Origin of the sequence: Streptomyces sp. MP131-18, from assembly GCF_001984575.1 — a bacterium.
Lineage (GTDB): Bacteria > Actinomycetota > Actinomycetes > Streptomycetales > Streptomycetaceae > Streptomyces > Streptomyces johnsoniae.
The window spans coordinates 1,052,037-1,073,168 of sequence record NZ_LZNS01000001.1; the positions used below are offsets into that span (position 1 = coordinate 1,052,037).

General features: G+C 73.3%; 20 protein-coding genes. 6 read left to right on the forward strand and 14 right to left on the reverse strand.

Annotation, left to right across the window (positions count from 1 at the left end; translation table 11 throughout):
- Window positions 1–2: 2 nt before the first annotated feature.
- Window positions 3–893 (reverse strand): helix-turn-helix transcriptional regulator, encoded by an 891-nt coding sequence (locus STBA_RS04370; protein ID WP_077057955.1) that lies wholly within the window; start codon window positions 891–893, stop codon window positions 3–5.
- A 249-nt stretch (window positions 894–1,142) separates the two neighbouring features.
- Here STBA_RS04370 and STBA_RS37555 point away from each other — a divergent pair, with 249 nt between their 5' ends.
- Window positions 1,143–1,292: a hypothetical protein gene (locus tag STBA_RS37555; RefSeq protein WP_171987639.1), complete on the forward strand. Its 150-nt coding sequence runs from the start codon at window positions 1,143–1,145 to the stop codon at window positions 1,290–1,292.
- A 268-nt stretch (window positions 1,293–1,560) separates the two neighbouring features.
- The gene (locus STBA_RS04375; protein ID WP_077057956.1) at window positions 1,561–1,827 is read left to right on the forward strand and encodes a hypothetical protein; all 267 of its coding nucleotides are present in this window, start codon (window positions 1,561–1,563) and stop codon (window positions 1,825–1,827) included.
- Window positions 1,828–1,838: 11 nt separating this feature from the next.
- Here STBA_RS04375 and STBA_RS04380 read toward each other — a convergent pair whose 3' ends face one another.
- A complete protein-coding gene (locus STBA_RS04380) occupies window positions 1,839–3,845 on the reverse strand; it encodes a TIM-barrel domain-containing protein (RefSeq protein ID WP_077057957.1) in 2,007 nt (668 codons plus the stop codon).
- Between the two features lie 524 nt (window positions 3,846–4,369).
- Here STBA_RS04380 and STBA_RS04385 point away from each other — a divergent pair.
- Together STBA_RS04385 and STBA_RS04390 are read left to right on the forward strand one after the other, a co-directional pair.
- Window positions 4,370–4,558 carry a DUF2795 domain-containing protein gene (locus STBA_RS04385; protein WP_077057958.1) on the forward strand — a complete coding sequence of 63 codons (189 nt, stop codon included), beginning with the start codon at window positions 4,370–4,372 and terminating at the stop codon, window positions 4,556–4,558.
- Window positions 4,555–5,382: an SDR family oxidoreductase gene (locus STBA_RS04390; protein ID WP_077057959.1), complete on the forward strand. Its 828-nt coding sequence runs from the start codon at window positions 4,555–4,557 to the stop codon at window positions 5,380–5,382. The genes STBA_RS04385 and STBA_RS04390 overlap by 4 nt, the downstream gene beginning before the upstream one ends.
- 56 nt (window positions 5,383–5,438) lie before the next feature.
- On the opposite strand, the gene STBA_RS04395 is transcribed toward STBA_RS04390, so the two are convergent.
- The 8 genes from STBA_RS04395 to STBA_RS04430 all read right to left on the reverse strand — a co-directional run bounded on the left by STBA_RS04395 (window position 5,439) and on the right by STBA_RS04430 (window position 13,879).
- Window positions 5,439–6,755 (reverse strand): MFS transporter, encoded by a 1,317-nt coding sequence (locus tag STBA_RS04395; RefSeq protein ID WP_077057960.1) that lies wholly within the window; start codon window positions 6,753–6,755, stop codon window positions 5,439–5,441.
- 200 nt (window positions 6,756–6,955) lie between these two features.
- Window positions 6,956–8,131, reverse strand: a complete 1,176-nt coding sequence (locus STBA_RS04400; protein ID WP_077057961.1) for a zinc-dependent alcohol dehydrogenase — start codon at window positions 8,129–8,131, stop codon at window positions 6,956–6,958.
- 89 nt (window positions 8,132–8,220) lie between these two features.
- Window positions 8,221–8,577: a hypothetical protein gene (locus STBA_RS04405; RefSeq protein WP_077057962.1), complete on the reverse strand. Its 357-nt coding sequence runs from the start codon at window positions 8,575–8,577 to the stop codon at window positions 8,221–8,223.
- On the reverse strand, window positions 8,574–10,325 hold the full coding sequence (gene ctaD, locus STBA_RS04410; RefSeq protein WP_077057963.1) for a cytochrome c oxidase subunit I: 1,752 nt from the start codon (window positions 10,323–10,325) through the stop codon (window positions 8,574–8,576). Before ctaD ends, STBA_RS04405 begins: the two co-directional genes overlap by 4 nt.
- A 92-nt stretch (window positions 10,326–10,417) precedes the next feature.
- Window positions 10,418–10,876 carry an SRPBCC family protein gene (locus STBA_RS04415; protein ID WP_077057964.1) on the reverse strand — a complete coding sequence of 153 codons (459 nt, stop codon included), beginning with the start codon at window positions 10,874–10,876 and terminating at the stop codon, window positions 10,418–10,420.
- A complete protein-coding gene (locus tag STBA_RS04420) occupies window positions 10,867–12,438 on the reverse strand; it encodes an NAD(P)/FAD-dependent oxidoreductase (RefSeq protein ID WP_290443702.1) in 1,572 nt (523 codons plus the stop codon). Before STBA_RS04420 ends, STBA_RS04415 begins: the two co-directional genes overlap by 10 nt.
- Window positions 12,435–13,499, reverse strand: a complete 1,065-nt coding sequence (locus STBA_RS04425) for an NAD-dependent epimerase/dehydratase family protein (RefSeq protein ID WP_077063105.1) — start codon at window positions 13,497–13,499, stop codon at window positions 12,435–12,437. Before STBA_RS04425 ends, STBA_RS04420 begins: the two co-directional genes overlap by 4 nt.
- Window positions 13,496–13,879: a DUF2267 domain-containing protein gene (locus STBA_RS04430; RefSeq protein WP_077057965.1), complete on the reverse strand. Its 384-nt coding sequence runs from the start codon at window positions 13,877–13,879 to the stop codon at window positions 13,496–13,498. The genes STBA_RS04425 and STBA_RS04430 overlap by 4 nt, the downstream gene beginning before the upstream one ends.
- Before the next feature lie 205 nt (window positions 13,880–14,084).
- On the opposite strand from STBA_RS04430, the gene STBA_RS04435 reads away from it, so the two are divergent.
- On the forward strand, window positions 14,085–14,936 hold the full coding sequence (locus STBA_RS04435) for a SigB/SigF/SigG family RNA polymerase sigma factor (RefSeq protein WP_077057966.1): 852 nt from the start codon (window positions 14,085–14,087) through the stop codon (window positions 14,934–14,936).
- A gap of 140 nt (window positions 14,937–15,076) precedes the next feature.
- Here STBA_RS04435 and STBA_RS04440 read toward each other — a convergent pair whose 3' ends face one another.
- From STBA_RS04440 to STBA_RS04455, 4 genes are all read right to left on the reverse strand, one after another.
- Window positions 15,077–15,967 carry an SDR family oxidoreductase gene (locus STBA_RS04440; RefSeq protein ID WP_077057967.1) on the reverse strand — a complete coding sequence of 297 codons (891 nt, stop codon included), beginning with the start codon at window positions 15,965–15,967 and terminating at the stop codon, window positions 15,077–15,079.
- Between the two features lie 63 nt (window positions 15,968–16,030).
- The gene (locus STBA_RS04445; RefSeq protein ID WP_077063106.1) at window positions 16,031–17,833 is read right to left on the reverse strand and encodes a thiamine pyrophosphate-requiring protein; all 1,803 of its coding nucleotides are present in this window, start codon (window positions 17,831–17,833) and stop codon (window positions 16,031–16,033) included.
- A gap of 31 nt (window positions 17,834–17,864) precedes the next feature.
- Entirely contained in the window at window positions 17,865–18,827 is a 963-nt protein-coding gene (locus STBA_RS04450) for a TIGR03557 family F420-dependent LLM class oxidoreductase (protein ID WP_077057968.1), read from the reverse strand.
- A gap of 79 nt (window positions 18,828–18,906) precedes the next feature.
- Complete coding sequence (locus STBA_RS04455; RefSeq protein ID WP_077057969.1) at window positions 18,907–19,986, reverse strand: NAD-dependent epimerase/dehydratase family protein; 1,080 nt, start codon at window positions 19,984–19,986, stop codon at window positions 18,907–18,909.
- 177 nt (window positions 19,987–20,163) lie between these two features.
- Between STBA_RS04455 and STBA_RS04460 the strand changes: the two genes are divergently transcribed.
- Window positions 20,164–21,108 (forward strand): NAD-dependent epimerase/dehydratase family protein, encoded by a 945-nt coding sequence (locus tag STBA_RS04460; protein ID WP_077057970.1) that lies wholly within the window; start codon window positions 20,164–20,166, stop codon window positions 21,106–21,108.
- The last annotated feature ends 24 nt before the right edge of the window (window positions 21,109–21,132 follow it).

Genomic DNA, 21,132 nt, shown 5'->3' on the forward strand with positions numbered 1-21,132 from the left:
CGTCAATCCTGCTGTTCATAGCTCCCCGCTACGTCTGCCATGAGGCGCCGCGACGCCTGCTCATCCAGTGAGGCCCGCCAGATTTCTGCGAACGCATCGTCGTACTTCTGCACCTCCGTGGGTTTGTCCAGGTACAGGCTCCCTGTGTAGCCATCCGCGTAGACGGTCGGAGGCTCCGTCTCGGCACCGTCGCCGTTGAGCGGGAACCGCAGGACGTTGAACGGGCCCGTGACGAGGCCCGGGTGCGCGGCGGCGGTGAACGGGACGACCCGGATCTCCAGATTGGGCAGTTCGGAGACGTAGATCAGGTGCGCGAGCTGCCGGGACATGGCCCCGTGGCCGCCGACGGGGCGCCGCAGGACCGACTCACCCAGCGCGATGCGGAGCGATGGCGGGTAGGTGACCCGGTTCAGCAGCACTTGGCGCTCCAGGCGCAGCTCCACGCGGCGGTCGAGATCGTCGTCATCCACGTCGCGCACGTGAGTGCGGATGATCTCCCGGGCGTACTCCTCGGTCTGGAGAAGACCGGGGACAACATCACCGTGGTACAGGTCGATCCTCGCTGCCGCCTCTTCGAGACCGATGTACACATCGAAGTGCTCGGGAATCACGTCGCCGTAGGCATGCCACCAGCCACGCGCCTTGGTCTCCTTGGCGAGCCCCATCAGCGCCTCGGTCATCTCGGGTGAGGCCCCGTAGATCATGCACATGGCCTGGGCATCGAGACTGCGGAGACTGGTCTGCCCGGTCTCAATGCGCCAGAGCTTCGGCTCGGACCACTCCAGGCGCCGCGCCGCCGCCCGTACGGTGAGCCGCGCCTTCATGCGCAGCTCCCGCAGGTGACGCCCGAGTTGGCGCCTCGGCACGGTCGAGCCGGTCGGACGTGTTGTCACGGCCCCTCCCTCTCCCTGTCATTCATTCTGAAGGACTTTCATCGCCCGGTCTGTAGTGGTTCCGCTCCCCGTTCTGGGAGGCGAGTCACCAGTTCGAAAGGTTCTGACCGGAACAACGATTTGTAGTCTTGCACTTTCTGCCGCGACGGCAACAGAGTGAAGTCACGTCATCACGTGACGCGTTGTCTGGAGCCCCGGGCTTCCCACGCGTCTGTGCGTCACAGGAACGGCTGAACGGCAGGTGACCCCATGAGCACTCCTCCGCACCCCTCCACCCCGACGGAGGCCCCCGATCCCGGAGACCGTCCGACGACGGCGGAACTTCTCGCCCAAGCCGATGAACTCGCCCAGCGGGTACGCGAGCACCTCGGACAGCAAGGCCCAGGAGCGGTCAAGTGATCCGCCAACCCCGCCGCGTCCGGGCGTGGTTATTTCAGCGCGTCGGCTCCGCCCGACGACCCGCCCCGCGCGGTGAAGCACACGCGCATGCGCTCCTCCACGTACCGGGCCGGGCAGGCCGGCCCGCGTGCTGCCATCACAGCCGGCACGCCCAGGGCGAGCCTCGGAGAGCGGGGGGCCCCCGGCCGCGGCACCACCGCACCCCGTACGAGACCGCCTTCCAGGACGCACTGACATCCCCGAGTACAGACACCGGAGTGCCACTGCCATGACGCCTCAGCCCGTGCACCGCATAGCCACCCCGCCCACCGCCCGAGTGCTGGTCTCCGTCGAGGTCGACGCACGCACCGTCAAGCGTGGCGACCAACTGATGATCGGTGGACAGCCGTTCACCATCAGGGACATGACCGCGCTGGGCCCGGGTCGCAAGCGCCTGACGTTCATCACCGGGGAGATCCTGACGATGAACGCCACCACCGTCCTGTGGGCTGCCCGCCTCGTCGATCCCCGCCTGCGCGGGGGAACGCCGCGGTGACCGCCTCCGGTTCAGTCCCGCAGTACCGCGGAGATGCCGCGTTCGGTGCGGGTGAATGCCGGGAACTGGTCGGGGGTGCAGTGCACTTCGTGCCAGCCGGGGCCGGTCAGTGGCGGGCAGCCGAGAAGTGGTGTCCACTCCCCCGGCGGCGCCCACAGCAGGCGCCGGCCGCCCGGCTGAAGGATCGGTGCCACGAGCACGTCCGGCCCGAGGAGGTACTGGAGGTCGGCGTCGCGGGCGGCTCGGTCGCCGGGGTGTGCCAGCGGCATCGGCCGCATCAGGGGCAGTTCGTCCGCGGCGGACTCGGCGAGGTAGGGCCGCAGCCGGTGCCGCAGCCGGCAGGCGGCGATGACGGCGGAGCGCACCGGCTCCGGGTAGGCCGTGGGCTCGCGGCGGCCGACGCCGTGGAAGCGGGTGATCGGCGAGAACACGGCCCACTGCGCCCACCGGCCGTACAGTTCCGGCTCGACGTCGGTGGGCGTCCCGTAGGGCGCCATGCTGGCGCGCTGGGCGATGGCCGCCCGGTAGGACGCGGGCGTCCAGTAGCCGCCGGCGTCGTGGGTGACCAGTGAGGCGCCGCTCAGGGACATGGACAGCAGGGCCCGCAGGGTGGAGACCAGGCCGCTCCAGGTGGACGGCAGGTCGCCCGCCCAGTGCGCGGGATCGCGCTGGGAGCCTGCGGTGCCGGAGCGGGCGATGGCGACGAAGTCGCCAGGGCGGGTCGCAAGACCCGTCTCGCGGACCGCGTCCTGGTAGATCAGGCCGTAGCTGTTGCGGCGTTCTGTGCCGGTGGTGCCGTCGGCGAACACGGCGGCGTCGGGAATCTCCTCGCCGAAGTCGGCCAGGACCGCGGCGTTGCCCTCGTCCTTCAGGGTGTGGGCCAGGCGGTCCGACCACCAGGCCCTGGCCCGGGCGTTGGTGAAGTCGACGACGAGCACGTTCTCGTTGTCGGCGGCGGGGACGGGCCGGCCGGCGGCGTCGCGGACCAGGTAGCCGAGGTCGCCCAGCCGGTCGGCCAGCGGGGAGCCGCGGGTGACGTACGGGTTGATCCACAGGCTGGTGCGCACCCCGCGGTCCCGCAGCGGGGCGGTCCAGCCGCTGGGGAAGCGGCTGCGGTCGGGCCCGGTGCTCCAGGCGGCGTCGTGCAGGACGGACTCCTCCAGCCACTCGTCGACGTGGATGACGTCGACGGGGCAGTCGGCCGCGCGGAGTTCGTCGACGGTGCGGACGACTTCCTCGGCGGTGAAGTAGGACGAACGGCTCATCCACACCCCGTAGGCCCATTCGGGCAGGGCGTGGGGGCGGCCGGTGAGGGCCAGGTAGCGGCGCAGGATGCCGGGGGCGTCGCCGGTGATGAGGAACAGGTCGAGCGTGTCGCCGCCGATCTCGACGCTCGCGGCCTCGGAGTGGGTGGCGCCCAGGTCGGCCTCGACGGTGCCGCCGGTGTGGGCGTACAGGCCCCAGCCCGTGTCGGACCACAGCAGCGGGATGTTGAGGTAGGCGGTGGCGCGGCCGGCGGCGCGGCTCTCCTCGGTGTTGCGCAGTCGGCGGTGCCGGCCGCGGAGGTTGATGCCCTGGTAACTCTCACCGCCGCCGTAGACGGCGGCGTCGGGCGCCAGGTGGACCGTTTCCACCCAGCAGCCGTCGGGGTGCTCGGCGGTCGGCGGGCGGTAGCCCGCGCGGAACGGCACGGTGTCGGCCTCGGGGTCGGCGAACCTGCGGTAGGCACCGCAGGTGAGGCCCTGTCCGCCGTCCCACAGCGCCTCGACACCAGGACCGCTGATCCGGGTGCCCTCGGGCACGCGGGTCAGCTCGGCGGGGGTGTCGGGCAACCCGGCGAGCAGGGGCGTGCCGTACTCGGGGGCGCCGCTGGTGCCCGCTTCGCGCAGCCGCAGCACGCCCTCGACGGGAACGGTGCACGACAGGGTCAGCATGCGGCCCGAGGCGAGCGTGACACGCAGGTGCCGTCCGTCGGGCGCGGGTTCGGCCGCCACGTACGGGTCGGTCTCCGCCGTCATGGCCACCTCCGTCGCATCGCGGGCGCCGCGCGCCGGCCGCGCGGGGGCCCGCGCCGAGTACCCGGCCCCCGGCCTGCGGAAACGCTGCGCGGCCTGGGCGGCGGGGGCTGCGGGTGGAGACGCGGGGCGAGGCGGGGGTCTCCGGCACAGGCACGGGAAAACGCGAGAACCCGGGGGCCGCCGCGGCACCGTGCTCGGATTCCTGCATGTGAAGGGCTCGCTGGGCGCGGCGCGACCGGCCGTTCCCGGGGGAGGCCCCCTGCACCCCGGTGGTGCGGGTGCGGCCGGGCACGCCGCCGGACGACGCGCTGACCGCGATGCGAGCCGCGGGTGACGCACCCTCGTGGCCGTGACCGGCGACAGGGGTACGCCGCCGGACGTCGCGCGGTTCGCCGCGCGGTTCGCCGCGCGATGGAGGACGTGCCGGCCGAGCTGGGCGGTCCCGGTGCGAATGGCTTCTGAAGGCGTCGGGTACACGGCCCTGGTCACCCGATGAGGAACGATTCGAGAATCCGGAGGACGCCATGGGCAAGACCAATCCCATCGAGGTCCAGAAGGCCCTGAAGGACACGCACTACCCGGCCGGGAAGCCGGAGCTCGTCGAGCGGGCCAGGGCGAACGGCGCGGACAAGGGGCTGGTCAAGAAGATCGCCGACATGCCCGGAGACCGCTTCGACGGCCCGAACGACGTCGAGAAAGCGATCTTCGAGTGACCGGGTCACAGCCCGGCAGCACCGCCCCCGTCGCCCTGGTGACGGGGGCGGAGTCCGGAATCGGCCGGGCGACCGCGATCCGGCTGGCGCAGGGGGGCATGGACGTCGGCATCACCTGGTACCGCAGCGAGGCCGACGCCGAGGAGACGGCACGGGAGGTGCGGGCCGCCGGCCGCCGGGCGGAGACCGCACGGATGGACCTGGCGGACCTGCCCGCCGCCGCGGACGTGGTGGACGCGCTGGCGGAACGGCTGGGGCGGCTCGACGTGCTGGTCAACAACGCGGGAACGGGCAGCCCCGCGACGCCGTTCACCGATCTCGACCTGCCGACGGTGCGGCACGTGCTGGACGTCGACCTGGTCGGCCCGCTGCTGTGCGGGCAGCGGGCGGCGCGGCGGATGATCGCGCAGGGCGGCGGGGGGCGCATCGTGAACGTGACCAGCGTGCACGAGCACCAGCCGCGGGTGGGGGCGGCGCCGTACTGCGCGGCGAAGGGGGGCCTGGGGCTGCTCACGCAGGTGATGGCGCTCGAACTGGCCGAGCACGGCATCCGCGTCAACGCCGTCGCACCCGGCGAGATCGCCACGCCGATGACCGGGCAGGCGGGCGTCGACGTGACCACGCGGGAGCGGCCCGGCGTGCCGCTGGGGCGGCCGGGCGATCCGCGGGAGGTCGCCGAGGTCGTCGCGTTCCTCGCCGGGGACGGGTCCGGGTACGTGACCGGCGTGTCCTGGCCGGTGGACGGCGGGATGCTGCGGATGGGCCCGATGGCCGGGTCCCACATGCGCGAGCACACGTGGCGCCGCCCCGGCACCGGCGCCTGAGGCGCGGACAGCCGGGACGGCGCGGGCGGCTGAGGCGGCGCGGGCGGCGGCGCGGGTCAGGCCACGGCGGCCAGCTCCGCCGGGCGCGGGGCGGGCTCCGGCGCGGGCGCCGTCTCGGCGGCGGGCCGCGGGGCGCGGCGGGCCCCGAGCGCGAGGCCCGCGGTGGCGGCGAGGGCGATGACGAGACCGCCGGCGACGAGGGCGGCGCGCGCGCCGGCCAGCTCCATGAGCACGCCGATCACGGGCGGGCCGATCAGGCCCCAGCCGGTGCTCAGGCTGCGCCACACGCCCAGGACGCGCCCGCGCATATGCGGCGGCGGGTCGGTCTGGAGGACGGTCGTGCCCGCGGTGTCGGAGACGGATTCGACGACGGCCATGGGGATGACGAGCAGGATCAGCAGTGCCAGCGTCGGGGTGAACCCGGTGGCGATCTGGAGCACGGCGCCCGCGCCCGCCATCGCCGCGACCAGGCGGACGGAGGGCCGCTGGAGCAGCCCCGCGAGCAGGGCGCCCGCGATACCGCCGATGGCCAGGGCGGTGGAGACGGTGCCGAACGCGCCGGGCCCGGCGGCCAGCGGGCCGGTCACCAGAACGGCCAGCGTCAGGGCGTAGTTGCGGCCGAAGATCGCGCTCAGGCCGGTGATGGCCGCGAGCGCGACGAGCCGCGGACGGCCGAAGAAGAAGCGCAGGCCTTCGCGCGGGTCGGCGCTCGGCCGCGCGGCCTCGGCGGGCGCCACCTGGGCGTCCGGGTCGGTCGAGCGGTCGATCAGCCGCAGGAACGGGATGACCGCGGCGACGAAGACGAACGACAGGCCGTTGGCGACGAACGCGGCGGCGGTGCCGAACAGCACCACGGCACCGCCGGCGAGCGCCGTTCCGGCGAGGCGGCCGACGCTGTGCACGGCCGAGCCGAGGGCGATCGCGGAGGGCACGTCCCTGGTGCGCACCAGGTCGTTGCCGAGCAGGGCGCAGGCCGGGTTGTCGACGGTGGCGATGACGCCCGTGACGGCGGAGAGGATCAGCAGCAGCGGCACGTTCAGCGCGCCGAACGCGACGAGAGCGGCCGTGGTGAAGGCGACGGCGCCGAGGGCCGCCTGGCTGAGCGCGGCGGTCAGCTTGCGCGGCCAGGCGTCGACGGCCGCGCCGCCGATCAGGCCGAGCAGCAGGCCGGGACCGGCCTGGACGGCCAGGGACACGCCGGTCATGGCGGCGGAGCCGGTGACCTGGAGGACGAGCAGGTTCTGGACGGTGAGCTGCATCCAGGTGCCCGCGTTGGACACCAGGTTGGCCAGCGACCACCAGCGCATGCTGGGGTAGCGCAGGCAGCGCCACGGGCTACGGCGGGTGGCGGGGGCAGGCGCGAGTGCAGACATGGGGAAAAGGGGGGTGGGGGGCGGGGAAGGCCCCGGACGGTGCCGGGGACGCCGCCCACCATGGCAAATGCGGCGGAAGCCGGGGAAGACCAAGATCACCCCGACGCGGTCGCCGGTGCCGTCACTCCTTGGGGCGCCTGGCCCGTACGCACTGCGTGCGCTTGCTCACACCCGTGCTCACACCGCGCTCAGGCCCGTGCTCACACCCGCAGGACGACCTTGCCGGTCTCCTTGCGCTGGAACATCGCGTAGGCGTCGGGCGCCTGGTCGAGCCGCAGGTGGTGGGTGGCAAAGTCGTCCGCGCCCAGCGGGTCGTCCCCGGCGAGCAGCGGCAGGATGTCGGGCACCCAGCGCCGCACGTTGGCCTGGCCCATGCGCAGCTGGATCTGCTTGTCGAAGAGGGTGAGCATCGGCATCGGGTCGGCCATGCCGCCGTAGACGCCGCTGACGGAGATGGTGCCGCCGCGGCGGACGAGGTCGACGGCCAGGTACAGCGCGGACAGCCGGTCCACACCCGCCTTGCCCGCGATCTTCTCCGCGGCCCGGCCGGGCAGCAGCCCGCCCAGGTTCTGCGCCAGCTTGCCCGCGGTGCCGCCGTGGGCCTCCATGCCGACCGCGTCGACGACGGAGTCCGCGCCCCTGCCGTCGGTGAGGTCGCGCACGGCCTCGACGACGTCGTCCTTGCCGGTGACGTCGAGGGTGGTCACGCCGCGTGCGCGGGCCCTTGCCATCCGTTCGGGCACGAGGTCGATACCGATGACCTGCCGGGCGCCCTGGCGGAGGGCGATGCGGCAGCACATGTCGCCGATCGGGCCGAGGCCGAGCACGGCCAGCGTGCCGTTCTTGGGGACGTCCGCGTAGGCCACGGCCTGGTACGCCGTGGGCAGCACATCGGACAGGAACAGGTACCGGTCGTCGGGCACGTCGGGCGGCACGATGACCGGGCCGTAGTGGGCCTGCGGCACCCGCAGGTACTCGGCCTGGCCACCGGGTACGGAGCCGTACAGCTTGGTGTAGCCGAACAGCGCGGCACCCGTGCCCTGCTCCCTGACCTGCGTCGTCTCGCACTGCGTCTGGAGCCCGCGCTCGCACATGAAGCAGGAGCCGCAGGCGATCTGGAACGGGACCACGACCCGGTCGCCCGGGCGCAGGTCGGTGATGGCGGAGCCGACCTCGGTCACGACGCCCATCGGCTCGTGGCCGAGGATGTCCCCCGGCGTCATGAACGGGGTCAGCACCTCGTAGAGGTGCAGGTCGGACCCGCACAGGCCGGTGGACGTCACCCGGATCACCGCGTCCGTCGGCTCCTCGATGCGGGGTTCCGGCACCTCGTCCACCCGCACGTCGCGCTTGCCGTGCCACACCACTGCCTTCATGGCGCCTGCCTCCGGTTCCCGTCGTCCGGCGTAAGAACGCCGGGCGAGTACCCCGCCGGGCCGGGGTCAGTCGGGCGGGCGCGGGACGATCAGCCGCGGGTGGTGAGCAGCAGGGAGCCGGCCGCCAGGCCCACGGCGGCCAGCACGGCGCAGGCCGCCGCGCACAGCACGCGCCTGCGCAGGCACCGGTAGCGGTCGGTGTACTCCGCCTGGAGGCCGCGGCAGCGGTCGGCGACGGCGACCAGGACGCGGCGGGAGAGGGCGATGCGTTCCTCCGCGTACCGGTCGGCCAGCTCGGCGCGCTGCTCCTCGCTGAGGCCGGTCAGCCGCGCGGCGAACATCTCGGCCTCGGCGCGGGCACCCGCCAGCTCGGCCTGCCACAGCAGGTAGCCCTCCAGCTGCGCGATACCCGCGGCGGCCTCGCGTTCGCTGCCGCCCGTGCTCATCTGCCGGACTCCCGCGGGCCGGGGGCGGGGCCGGGGCCGGGGGCGTGCGTTCCCGACTCGGCGATGTCCCGGCGGCCGGTCTGGCGGGACTGGTCGACGACGGCCACGTCGGGGTGGTGCAGGTCGAAGGCGGGCGCTTCGGAGCGGACGCGGGGCAGGGTGGTGAAGTTGTGGCGCGGCGGCGGGCAGGAGGTGGCCCACTCCAGGGAACGGCCGTAGCCCCACGGGTCGTCCTCCTCGACCCTCGGCGCGTGCCGGGCGGTGTGCCAGATGTTGTAGAGGAACGGCAAGGTGGACAGGCCGAGCAGGAAGGCGCCGATGCTGGAGATCATGTTGAGGGCCGTGAAGCCGTCGGCGGCCAGGTAGTCGGCGTAACGGCGGGGCATGCCCTCGGCGCCGAGCCAGTGGTGGACGAGGAACGTGCCGTGGAAGCCGACGAACAGCGTCCAGAAGTGGATCTTGCCGAGCCGTTCGTCGAGGCAGGTGCCGGTGAACTTGGGCCACCAGAAGTAGAACCCGGCGAACATCGCGAAGACGACGGTGCCGAACACCACGTAGTGGAAGTGCGCGACGACGAAGTAGCTGTCCGTGACGTGGAAGTCCATCGGCGGGGAGGCCAGCAGGACGCCGGTCAGGCCGCCGAAGAGGAAGGTGACGAGGAAGCCGATGGACCACAGCATGGGCGTCTCGAAGGACAGCGAGCCGCGCCACATGGTGCCGATCCAGTTGAAGAACTTGACGCCGGTGGGCACGGCGATGAGGAAGGACAGCATCGAGAAGAACGGCAGCAGCACGGCGCCGGTGGCGAACATGTGGTGCGCCCACACGGTCATCGAAAGGCCGGTGATGGCGATGGTGGCGCCGACGAGCCCGATGTAGCCGAAGATCGGCTTGCGGCTGAAGACGGGGATGACCTCGGTGATGATGCCGAAGAACGGCAGCGCGACGATGTAGACCTCGGGGTGGCCGAAGAACCAGAACAGGTGCTGCCACAACAGGGCGCCGCCGTTGGCGGAGTCGAAGATGTGCGCGCCGAAGACGCGGTCGGCGGCGAGCCCGAAGAGGGCGGCGGCCAGTACGGGGAACGCCATGAGCACCAGCACGCTGGTGAGCAGGATGTTCCACGTGAAGATCGGCATGCGGAACATCGTCATGCCCGGCGCGCGCATGCAGATGATGGTGGTGATGAAGTTGACCGCGCCGAAGATGGTGCCGAAGCCGGAAAGAGCCAGGCCCATGATCCACATGTTGGGGCCGACGCCCGGGGAGTGGATCTCGTTACTGAGCGGGCTGTAGGCGAACCAGCCGAAACTGGCCGGGCCCTGCGGGGTCAGGAAGGAGGCGAGCACCAGCAGCCCGCCGAACAGGTACAGCCAGTAGGCGAGCCCGTTGAGCCGGGGGAACGCCACGTCGGGGGCGCCGATCTGGAGCGGCATGATCCAGTTGGCGAACCCGGCGAACAACGGGGTGGCGAACAGCAGCATCATGATCGTGCCGTGCAGCGTGAACGCCTGGTTGTACTGCTCGTGGGACAGCATCTGGATTCCCGGGCGGGCGAGTTCGGCCCGCATGGCCATGGCGAGTACGCCTCCGACCAGGAAGAACAGGAAGGAGGTGACGAGGTAGAGCGAGCCGATCTGCTTGTGGTCGGTCGTGGTCAGCCACGACACCACGATCCGGCCGGGGGTTCTGGGCTTCTTCGGCGCTGGGCCGCGTGCGTCGGCCCGCGCCTCGGTGACGGTCGCCATGAACGGGTCCTTTCCCTGAAGGTCGCGGCCCGTTTTATCGGTGTGCGGGCGACCCCGGCCGGTTTGACTCGTTCGTGGGCGTGTGCGGACGTTCAGCGACCGCCGGGCGGCGGGGCGGAGTCCGCCTCGACAACCTGCGCCAGCCTGCGGACCATCCGGCGGTTGCGGATCTGGAGCAGGGCCTCGGACAGCATGCTGTGCAGCCGGCCGCCCGGGCCGGTCAGCGGGTGCTCGTCGATGGTCACCAGGGTGTTCTCCTCGCCCCACGGGCGCAGGTCGATGCCGATGCGGGCGGTGCCCACCAGGCGGCTGACCGCCTCCAGTTCGAGCACGCCGACGGGCTCGCACGCGCGCACGACGGTGCGCCCGTGGAGCGTGGCCGGGCCGACCTTGACGGTGTAGCGGAGGGCCGCCCCGACCTCGGGCCAGGTGCCTTCCACGGGCTGCGAGCCGGCGGTGCCGACCACCCACTCGGCATACCTGGTGCCGTCGGCGAGCACGGCCCACACCGCGGACGGGGGGCGTCGGATCAGTACGGGCCTCACGGCCATGTGCGGCTCCTCACGCGCGGGTTCCATCGGGCTCGGTGCAGGGCGGCACGGGCCGCGTTCGCACCGCAGGCCCCGTGCACACCGCCGCCGGGATGCGCGGAGGACGAGGCCAGGTACAGGCCCGCCACCGGCGTGCCGGGGCGGCCGGTGCCGGGGATCGGGCGGAAGACCAGTTGCTGGTGCGGGGCGGCGGTGCCGCCGCCGAGCGCCCCCCGGTACAGGCTGGGGTTCAGGGCTTCGAGACCGGCCGGGGGCAGTATCCGCCGGGCGGCGATCGTGTCGCGGAAGCCGGGCGCGAACCGTTCGACGGCCGCCTCCAGCCGGTCGGCCAGGGCCTCGGGCGGCCCCGCCCCCGCGGCACCGCGCGGCAGGTGGGTGTAGGCCCAGGCCGATTCCGTGCCGGCCGGGGAGCGGCCGGGGTCCGCCGTGGTCATCTGGCCGAAGACGGCGCAGGGGTGGCGGGGGACGGTTCCGCAGGCCAGGTCGGCGGCGTAGCGGGTCAGGTGGTCCCGGCTCTCGGCGAGGTGCACGGTGCCCGCCGCCGCGGCGGCCTCCGCGGTCCACGGCACGGGCCGGGTCAGGGCCCAGTCGACCTTGAACGTGGGGTGGTCCCACTGGAAACGCCGCAGGTCCGCGCGCAGCCGGCGCGGCAGGTCGGCCCAGGCGACGAGGCCGCCGTACAGCGCGGGCGCGGGCACGTCGGCCAGGACGGCGCGGCGGGCGGGCACCGGCTCGCCGTCCGCGGTGCGCACGCCGAGGCAGCGCCCGTCGCGCACCAGGACGCGGTCGACGGGGGTGTTGCAGCGCACCTCGCCGCCGCGGTCGGCCAGGCGGCGGACCAGGGCGTCGGTGAGGCGCCCGGCGCCGCCGGCCGGGACGGGCCAGCCGTACCGCTGGCCGAGCATGGTCAGCAGCCAGCCGAACGCGCCGCTGCCCGCGGACTCGGGCGGGAGGTCGGCGTGCAGCGCGCTGCCGGTGAGGAGCAGCGGCCCGCCGGGCCCGGCGAACTCCTCCTCGCCGAGCCGCCGCGCGGGCAGGGCCAGCATGCGCAGCAGACGCAGTCCGTCGGCGGCGGGCAGCAGGCGGCGCAGGACGGCCACGCCGCGGCGCAGCGGCGGGAACGGGCCGAGGAGCGCGTCGAGGAGGTCGGGGGCGAGCCGGTCCCAGCGCGCCACCAGGCGCAGCCAGGCGTCGCCGTCGCCCGGCGCGAACGCATCGAGCGCGGCGGCCGTGTGCTCAGGATCGTGGTGCAGCACGGCGCAGCGGCCGTCGGGCAGCGGGTGGGCGAGGACGGCGGGGGCGTGGCGCCAGGCCAGGCCCCAGCGTTCGAGGCCGAGCCGCCGCAGGGCCGGGGAAGCGACGGCCAGCGGGTAGAAGGAGCTGAAGAGGTCGTTGACGTGGTCCGGGTGGACGCCGCGGTCGCTGCGGACGGCGCCGCCCGGTGCCGCGGTGGCTTCGAGCACCAGCACGTGCCAGCCGGCGTCGGCCAGCATGTTGGCGGCGACGAGGCCGTTGGGACCCGCGCCGATCACGACGGCGTCCGGCGCGCCGCGCGGGGTCACTGCCGCTCCCCCGGTCCCCTGGCCGCCTCCCGCAGGCGGCCGCCGCCGGGCAGGCGGCGGCGCAGCGGCGGGGTGTCGCCGCCGCCGCTGCCGCGCAGCCCGGAGAGGAAGCGGGCGGCGGCGTCGGCCGCGGAGTGCCGCGGGTGCCAGCCGAGTTCACGGCGGGCCCGCCCGGTGTCCATCAGCGGGAAGGTGAGGACGGCGTCCAGCATGGACGCCGACGTGGGCACCAGGCGCAGGTGCCAGGCCGCGTCCACGGCGGCCCGCAGCGGCCGGTAGGGCACGGTCAGCAGGCGCGCACCGGTGAGGCGGGCGAGCAGGCGCGGGTCGACGGGGGGTTCCGCGGCGATGTTGAACGGGCCGCGGACCTGCTGGAGCGCGGCGCGGCAGAAGGCGTCCGCGGCGTCGTCGGAGTGCAGCGCCTGGAAGGTGAGCCCGGCCAGGTCGGGGAGCACGCGCAGCGGGCGCGGGGGCCGCCGGGCGGGGAGGAACGGGCCGGCGAACAGCCGCCGTTGCTGCGGCGCGCTGTCCGCGGCGATGACGATGCCGGGCCGCAGCCGGACGACGCGCACGCCGGGGTTCGTGTGCTCGAAGACGTCCAGGAGCCGTTCGGTGTACGCCTTCTCCCGGCAGTAGGGCGCGGTCGGCCAGCCGTCGGTGGGCCAGGACTCGTCCACGCGGCGGTCCTTGGGCCCGGGGGCGTAGGCCACCACGGAGGAGGCGTGGACCAGCGCGGGCACGCCGGCGCGGGCCACGGCCGCGAACACCCGGTCGCTGCCGAGGACGTTGGTGCGCCAGGTGACCTCGGGGCGGTGGGCGGGCTGGAAGAGGCACGCGAGGTGGATGACGGCGTCGGCACCGGCGAAGAGCCGGTCGAGTGCTGGCTCCTCGGTGATGTCGGCGCCGATCCAGGTCACGCCGTCCCGGGGCGTCTCCGGGCGGCGGCGGGCGATGCCCACGACGGACCGGACGCGCGGGTCCGTGGCGAGGCGCCGCACGACCCCCGTACCGATATTGCCGGTTGCCCCGGTGACGACGATGCGGGCGGATGCGGTGTTCAGGTCAGCTCCGCATATCCGAAGAGATCGGCGTAGCCGGAGGGCAGCTGACTGAGCAGTTTGTTCATCGCGCCGCCCGCGACGCGTTCCGAGAGAACGGAGAAAACGACGCGGGTATCGGTCTCCGCGGTCTCCACGTCCTCGTCCGCGTGGTGCGCGACGTTGCTGATGAATTCCTCGACCCCCCAGCTGCGTCCGGTGTCGTCCGCGCTGTGGAGGATTTCCGCCAGCGGCATGGGCAGCTGGTCCGCGAGGTGCTCGGCGGAAGGCCCGGGAAGGCGCCGGCCGAGGGTGATCAGGACCGATTCGACGATGCGTTCCGCCTCGTCGGCGGGGTACTCCCCGCGCTCGCGCACGGTCGAGAGAAAGGCGCTGTAGGACACGGTGCCGCCCTTTCCTGTCGATTGCGTTTCCGTCTTTTCCAGGTCGCGTCCTCCGCGTAACCAGCGGGGCGCGCGGGAAACCTCGGCGGCACCCTCCGGCGTTCGAGATGTGCGCGCGGGCAAATGCGGGCAGACTTGTCGGGAACGGCCTCTTCCCGTGGCGAGCAGCGCGAATCGCACGCCCACCCTCACCTGGGAGAGCAGAATGAATACACCCGCAAACCCCCGCAAGAAGCGACATCCGCACGACGACGCGCCGGACACGAGCAGTCAATTCCAGCGCATTGCCGAGCTGCCTCCGTGTCCGGAGCGCGAGGCGTTGCGCCGGGACGTGATATGTGCGTGGATTCCGATGGCGGACCGGCTGGCGCGGACGTTCCGCGACCGTGGCGAGGCGCTGGAGGACCTGGAGCAGGTCGCGGCGCTCGGCCTGGTGAAGGCGGTCCACCGGTTCGATCCGAGCCGCGGGCGGCCCTTCGAGAGCTACGCCGTGCCGACGATCGTCGGTGAGGTGAAACGCCACTTCCGGGACCACATGTGGGGGCTGCACGTGCCGCGGCGCACGCAGGAGCTGCGGAACCGGGTGCGGGCCTCGGCCCGGCAGCTGAGTTTCCGGCTCGACGAGCGGGGACCGAGCGTGGAGCAGATCGCGGAGCACAGCGGCCTGACCGAGGACGAGGTCAGGACCGGCATGGAGGCGCTGGAGAGCTTCAGCACTCTCTCGTTGAATGCTGAACTTCCAGGTGCGGACGGCGACTACTCGCTGCTCGACACGCTGGGCTCGCACGAGCCCGGGTTCGACCGCGTGGTGGACCGCGAGTCGGTCAAGAGCCCCTTGCAGGCGCTGCCGGAGCGCGAGCGGCACATCCTGTACCTGCGCTTCTTCCACGGCATGACGCAGAGCCGCATCGCGCGGCACCTGGGGATCTCGCAGATGCACGTCTCGCGGCTGCTGAGCCGGGCCTGCGAACGCATCCGCACCGAGGTGGACGGCCACGACGGCACGATGGAGCCCGCGGCCGCTCCCGCGCCCGCCGCCGGCGGAACGGTGGCCTGAGGTGCGTCCCGGCCCGCTGCGGCGCCCGCTGCTCGCCCTGTGGATCGGGCGGAAGGTCTGGCGCGCCGTACAGCGGCACCGGCGCCGCGGGGCCCGCCGCCCCTGAGGCGGCGGGCCCCGCGGCCTTCGTCGGTGCGCCGTCAGGGCAGGGCGCTGCCGCCGGTGGCGTTCAGGATCTCCGCGGTGACGAAGCCCGCGTCCTGCGAGGCGAGGAACACGTAGGCCGGCGCCATCTCGCCCGGCTGGGCCGGGCGGCCCAGTCCTGACTGCGCGCCGAACTCGCTGGTGTCGGGCATCGTGGAAGGGATCAGCGGCGTCCACACCGGTCCGGGGGCGACGGCGTTGACCCGGATGCCCTCGGGCGCGAGCTGTGCGGCCAGGCCCTGGGTGAAGGTGACGATGGCGCCCTTGGTCATGGCGTAGTCCAGGAGCTTCGGGCTCGGCCGGTACGCCTGCACGGAGGTCGTGTTGATGATGCTGCCGCCCGCCGGTATGTGCGGGAGCATCATCCGGCACAGCCAGAACATGCCGTACAGATTGGTGTGCACGATCCGGTCGAACTGCTCCGTGGTGATCTTCTCGATGCCGTCCGGCTGGGCCATCTGATAGGCGGCGTTGTTGACCAGCACGTCGACGCGGCCGAACTCGGCGACGGCCCGGTCCGTCAGCCGGCGGCACTCCTCCTCCACCCGGATGTCGCACGGCAGCGCGACCGCGCGGCGGCCCGCCTCGGTGACGAGACGGCACGTCTCCTCCGCCTCGTCCGCCTCCTCGGGCAGGTGCGTGAACAGCACGTCGGCCCCCTCCCTGGCGAAGGCCAGGGCCACCGCGCGGCCGATGCCGGAGTCCCCGCCGGTGATGACGGTGCGGCGGTCCGCGAGCCGGTCGCAGCCGCGGTACGTGCGCTCGCCGTGGTCCGGCCGCGGCGACATCTCCCCGGTCTCGCCCGGGGGCTCCTGCGACTGGTCGGCGAACTCCGGCGCGGGGTGGCGCTCGGTGGGGTCCTGCGGTTCGGGCTCTCGTGCCGTCATCTGACGCTCCTTTCCGCGGCCGCCGCCGCGCGGCCGGATCGCCCGCGGCACGGTGCTTCCCGTTCAGTCCTTGCTCTGGTCACCGCCGGTGAGGTACTGCTGGAGCTTGGCCTTGAGCCCCTTCCTGACCACGTCGGCGCGGTCCGGGTCGCCCTTCAGCAGCGCCTTGGCGGTCGCTTCGATCTGCTCCCACGTCGCCGCCGGCGGGATCGGCGGCACCGCCGGATCGGTGAGGAACTCCACAACCGCGGGCCCCGGCGCGGCCAGCGCCTCGCGCCAGCCCGCCTCGACGTCCTCCGGCTTCTCCACCCGCACCCCGGTCAGGCCGAGGGAGCGGGCGAAGGCCGCGGCGGACACGTCGGGCAGCTCCTGCGAGGGCAGGAACTGCGGGGCGCCGGACATCGCACGCATCTCCCAGGTCACCTGGTTGAGGTCCCGGTTGTTCCACACGCCGACCACCAGGTGCGGATTCTCCCAGGCGTGCCGGTACTTGGCCGCGGTGATCAGCTCGCTCATGCCGTTCATCTGCATCGCCCCGTCGCCGACGAGGGCCACGGCGGGCCGGTCGGGGTGGGCGAACTTCGCGCCGATCGCGTACGGCACGGCACAGCCCATGCTGGCCAGCGTGCCGGACAGGGAGCCGCGCATCGTCCCGCGCATGGTGATGTGGCGCGCGTACCAGTTGGTCACGGACGCGGAGTCGGCGGCGAGGATCGCGTCGTCGGGCAGCAGCGGGTCGAGGGCGTGCGCGACGTACTGGGGGTTGATGGGGTCGGCGTCGACCAGCTCCGCCTGCCGGGCCAGCGCCTCGTGCCAGCGCTCGGCCCGCTCGGCCAGCTCGCGGTGCCGCTGCGCCGCGCCTTCCTTCCGGTGCAGCAGCGGCAGCAGCTTGCGCAGCGTCGCCGTGGCGTCGCCCACGAGGTTGACCTCGTACGGGTAACGCATGCCGATCAGCCCGGGGTCGATGTCGATCTGCACGCCCCTGGCCTGGTCGAACTCCGGGAGGAACTGGCTGTAGGGGAAGCTGGAGCCGATGGTGACGAGCGTGTCGCACTCGCGCATCAACTCGTAGGAGGGGCGGGTGCCGAGCAGGCCGATCGTGCCCGTCACCCAGGGCAGCGTGTCGGGCAGGACGTCCTTGCCCAGCAGCGCCTTCGCGACGCCGGCGCCGAGGAGTTCGGCCAGCTCCCCGACCTCCGCGCGGGCCTTGGCGGCGCCCTGCCCGACGAGGACGGCGACCTTCTCGCCCGCGTTGACGACCTCGGCGGCGCGCGCGAGCGCGTCGTCGGTCGGGGTGACCGTCCAGGCGCTGTCGTCGCGGCTGGAGGGCACCATTTTGAAGGCGTGCTCCGGCTCGTGGTGGTCCAGGGTCTGCACGTCGGCGGGCAGCACGACGACGGCCGGGGCGCGGCGGCCGTAGGCGGTACGGAAAGCGCGGTCCAGCACGTTCGGCAGCTGCTCCGGGACATTCACCGTCTCCAGGAAGGCCGCGACGTCCTTGAACAGCGCGTGCAGGTCGACCTCCTGCTGGTAGGCGCCGCCCATGGCGGTGCGGCTGGTCTGGCCGACGACGGCGACCACGGGGACGTGGTCGAGGGCCGCGTCGTACAGGCCGTTGAGCAGGTGGATGGCGCCGGGTCCCGAGGTGGCGGTGCACACCCCGGCCCGGCCGCTGAACTTCGCGTACCCCACGGCCTGGAACGCGGCCATCTCCTCGTGCCTGGCCTGGACGAAGCGGGGTTCGTTGTCGGCGCGGCCCCAGGCCGCGAGGAGTCCGTTGATGCCGTCGCCGGGGTAGCCGAACACGACGTCGACGTCCCAGGCGCGCAGCCGGGAGAGGACGAAGTCGGCGACTGTCTGGCTCATCATTGACCTTTCAGCCTTGAGCGCCCGGCTCTCAGCGGGGCAGCTGCGGGAGGACCTTGGTGCGGTAGAACTCGAAGAAGCCGTCCATGTCGGGCCCGATCTGGCTCAGGTAGACGTGGTCGAAGCCGGCTTCCGCGCAGGCCGTCAGGGCGCGGATGTGTTCCTCGGGGTCGTCGCCGAGCGGCACCTGCCCGCCGTCGCGCACGTGGTCGGCGGTCACCAGCCGGGTGGCCTGCTCGAAGTGGCGCGGCTCGGGCAGTTGGGCGGCGAGTTCGCCGGGCAGGAAGAGGTTGGGCCAGCGTTCGAGCACCGTGGCGGCGGCCCGTTCGCGGTCGGTGTCGTAGCAGACCTTGATGCCGCAGGCCGTCGGCTTCGCCCCGCCGCCGCCCTCCCGGAACCGGCGCAGAAGCCCCGCCTCGGGGCCCATGGTGACGAAGCCGTCCCCGATGCGGGCGGCCAGGTCGGTCGCGGCCGGGCCGTAGCCGGAGATGTCGACGGGGACGGGCTCCTCGGGCAGGGTGTACAGCCGCGCGTTCTCCACCGTGTAGTGCCGGCCGCGGTGGCTGACGCGTTCGCCGGTCAGCAGCCGCCGGATGATCTCCACGGCCTCCGCCAGCATTTCGAGGCGCACCTCGGCGCGCGGCCAATGGGTGCCCAGGATGTGCTCGTTGAGGGCCTCGCCGCTGCCGAGGCCGAGCCGGAACCTGCCCTCGTGCTGTACCGCGCTCGTGGCGGCGGCCTGGGCGATGACGGCCGGGTGGATGCGGACCGTCGGGCAGGTCACGGCCGTCTCGACCGGGAGCGTCGTGGCCTGGGCGAGCGCGCCGATGGCACCCCAGACGAACGGGCTCTGGTCCTGGGCATCGATCCACGGGTGGTAGTGGTCGGAGATCCACAGCCCGCTGAATCCGGCGCGTTCCGCCTGCCCGGCCTGCTCCACCAGAGCCTGCGGTCCGTGGTCCTCGCTGGCCAGAAAGTAGCCGAACGACGTCATGACTGCCCCTCTCCCTGTCCGTTCCGGCGTGGCGCCGCCACGGGTAACCGCGCGGTGCCCGGCGGAAACCCGGCGCGGGTCAGGGGCGCTTGCCGACGCCGGTGGCCAGCTCGTCGAACCGGCCGTGCGGCAGCTTCGGTTCGAGCGGCGGGGTGGGCAGCCCGGTGGCGTGCCGCATGCCCGCGAGCAGATCGCGCAGGGCGTCCTGCGCGGTGTGCCGCGGCTCCCAGCCCAACTCGGCGCCGGCGCGCGCGCAGTCCATCAGCGGCAGCCGCATGAACGCGTCGAACAGCGGCGGCGGCGCCGGGGCGAGGCGCGCGCCCCAGGCGGCGGCGAGGGCGGCGCGCAGCAGCGGCCGGGGCACGCGCACCGGCCTGGCGTCGAAGAGGTCGCCGAGCAGCCCGGCGTCGACGACCGGTCCGGCCGCGAGATTGAACGCGCCGCGCACCGGGCGGTGGACGGCCAGCCGGTACGCCTCCGCGGCGTCGGCCGCGTGCAGCACCTGGAAGCGCAGGCCCCGCACGTCGGGAACGACGGGGCTGAGGTGGGGGCGGACCATCGGTCCGAAAAGGAACGGTCCCGCGAACAGGCGGCGTTGGGACGAGGCGGCGGCGCGGGCGAAGATGAATCCCGGTCGCATCCGCACCACGCGGATACCGGGCTGTTCGTGCGCGAACGTGTCGAGCAGGCGTTCCACGTACGCCTTTTCGCGGCTGTAGGACGCGGTCGGCCAGCCGTGGGTGGGCCAGCTCTCGGTGACCGCCCGGTCCTTGGGCCCGGGGGCGTAGGCGGCGACCGATGAGGCGTACACCAGGGCGGGCACGCGGGCGGCCGCGGCGGCGTGCAGCACGTGACCGGTGCCGAGCACGTTGGTGCGCCAGGTCATCAGCGGGTCGCGGGCGGGCTGGATCAGCCAGGCCAGGTGCACCACCGCGTCGGCGTCGCGGAAGTGGGCGGTGAGCGCCGCGCGGGCGGCGCCCGCGTCGCGCAGGTCGACCGCGGCCCAGGTGGTCTTCTCGACCTCCCAGGCGGGGAGGCGGTGGGCCAGGCCGAGGACGCTGGAGACGTCCGGGTCGGCGGCGAACGCACGCACCAGCGCGCTCCCGACATTGCCCGTCGCCCCCACGACCACGACGCGCTTGCCGTCGGCGGAAGTCATCGGCACCAGTCCTTGTCAGCGGGGTCGGCCGGCTCGGCCGGCTCAGCCGTTGAAGCTGTTGAAACGCGTTCGCGCCGGGTACCCCGGTACGGGCGGCGGCACACCGCCCCGATTCCACCCGTTTGCCGGTTTTGGCGAGGGGGTACTTGGGTGCGGTCGTTGACGAAAGGAGATGACATGCGCTTCCGACACGCGGTCGTCACCGGCGGAGCCGGCTTCCTCGGCTCGCATCTGTGCACCGCGCTGCTGGCCGAGGGCACGGCCGTCACCTGCATCGACGACCTGTGCACGGCCGACGAGGAGAACATCGCGCACCTGCGCGGGCAGCCGGCGTTCACGTTCACGCGCGCCGACGTCCGCGAGGCGTTCGACGTGGCGCGGCCCGCCGACCTCGTGCTGCACCTGGCGTCGCCCGCCTCGCCCGCCGACTACCTGAAACTGCCGCTGCACACGCTGGAGACCGGCAGCCTCGGCACGCGCAACGCCCTCGCGCTGGCCCGCAGGCACGGCGCGCGCCTGGTCCTCACCTCCACCTCCGAGGTGTACGGCGACCCGCAGCAGCACCCGCAGAGCGAGGACTACTGGGGGCACGTCAACCCCGTCGGCCCGCGCAGCGTGTACGACGAGGCCAAACGTTTCGCGGAGGCGCTGACCACGGCAGAGGCCGGGGTGCACGGCACGGACACCGGGATCGTGCGGCTGTTCAACACCTACGGGCCGCGGATGCGCGGCTACGACGGGCGCGCCGTGCCGACGTTCATCCGGCAGGCGCTGGCCGGGGAGCCGCTGACGGTGACCGGCGACGGGCAGCAGACCCGTTCCCTCACCTACGTCGAGGACACCGTGCGCGGGGTGCTGGCCATGGCCGGGTCCGATCTGCGCGGCCCCGTCAACATCGGCAACCCGCAGGAGGTCACCATGCTGGAGCTGGCGCGCCTCGTGATCCGGCTGACCGGGTCGGGGTCGCGGGTGCGCATGGTGGAGCGGCCGACCGACGACCCGACCGTGCGCTGCCCCGACATCACCCTGGCCCGCGGCAAGCTCCAGTGGGAGCCGCGGACCCCGGCCGAGGAGGGCCTGGCCCGCACCATCGCCTGGTACCGCGCGCCGGTGGCGGCCTGAGCACACCCACGTCACCCGCACACC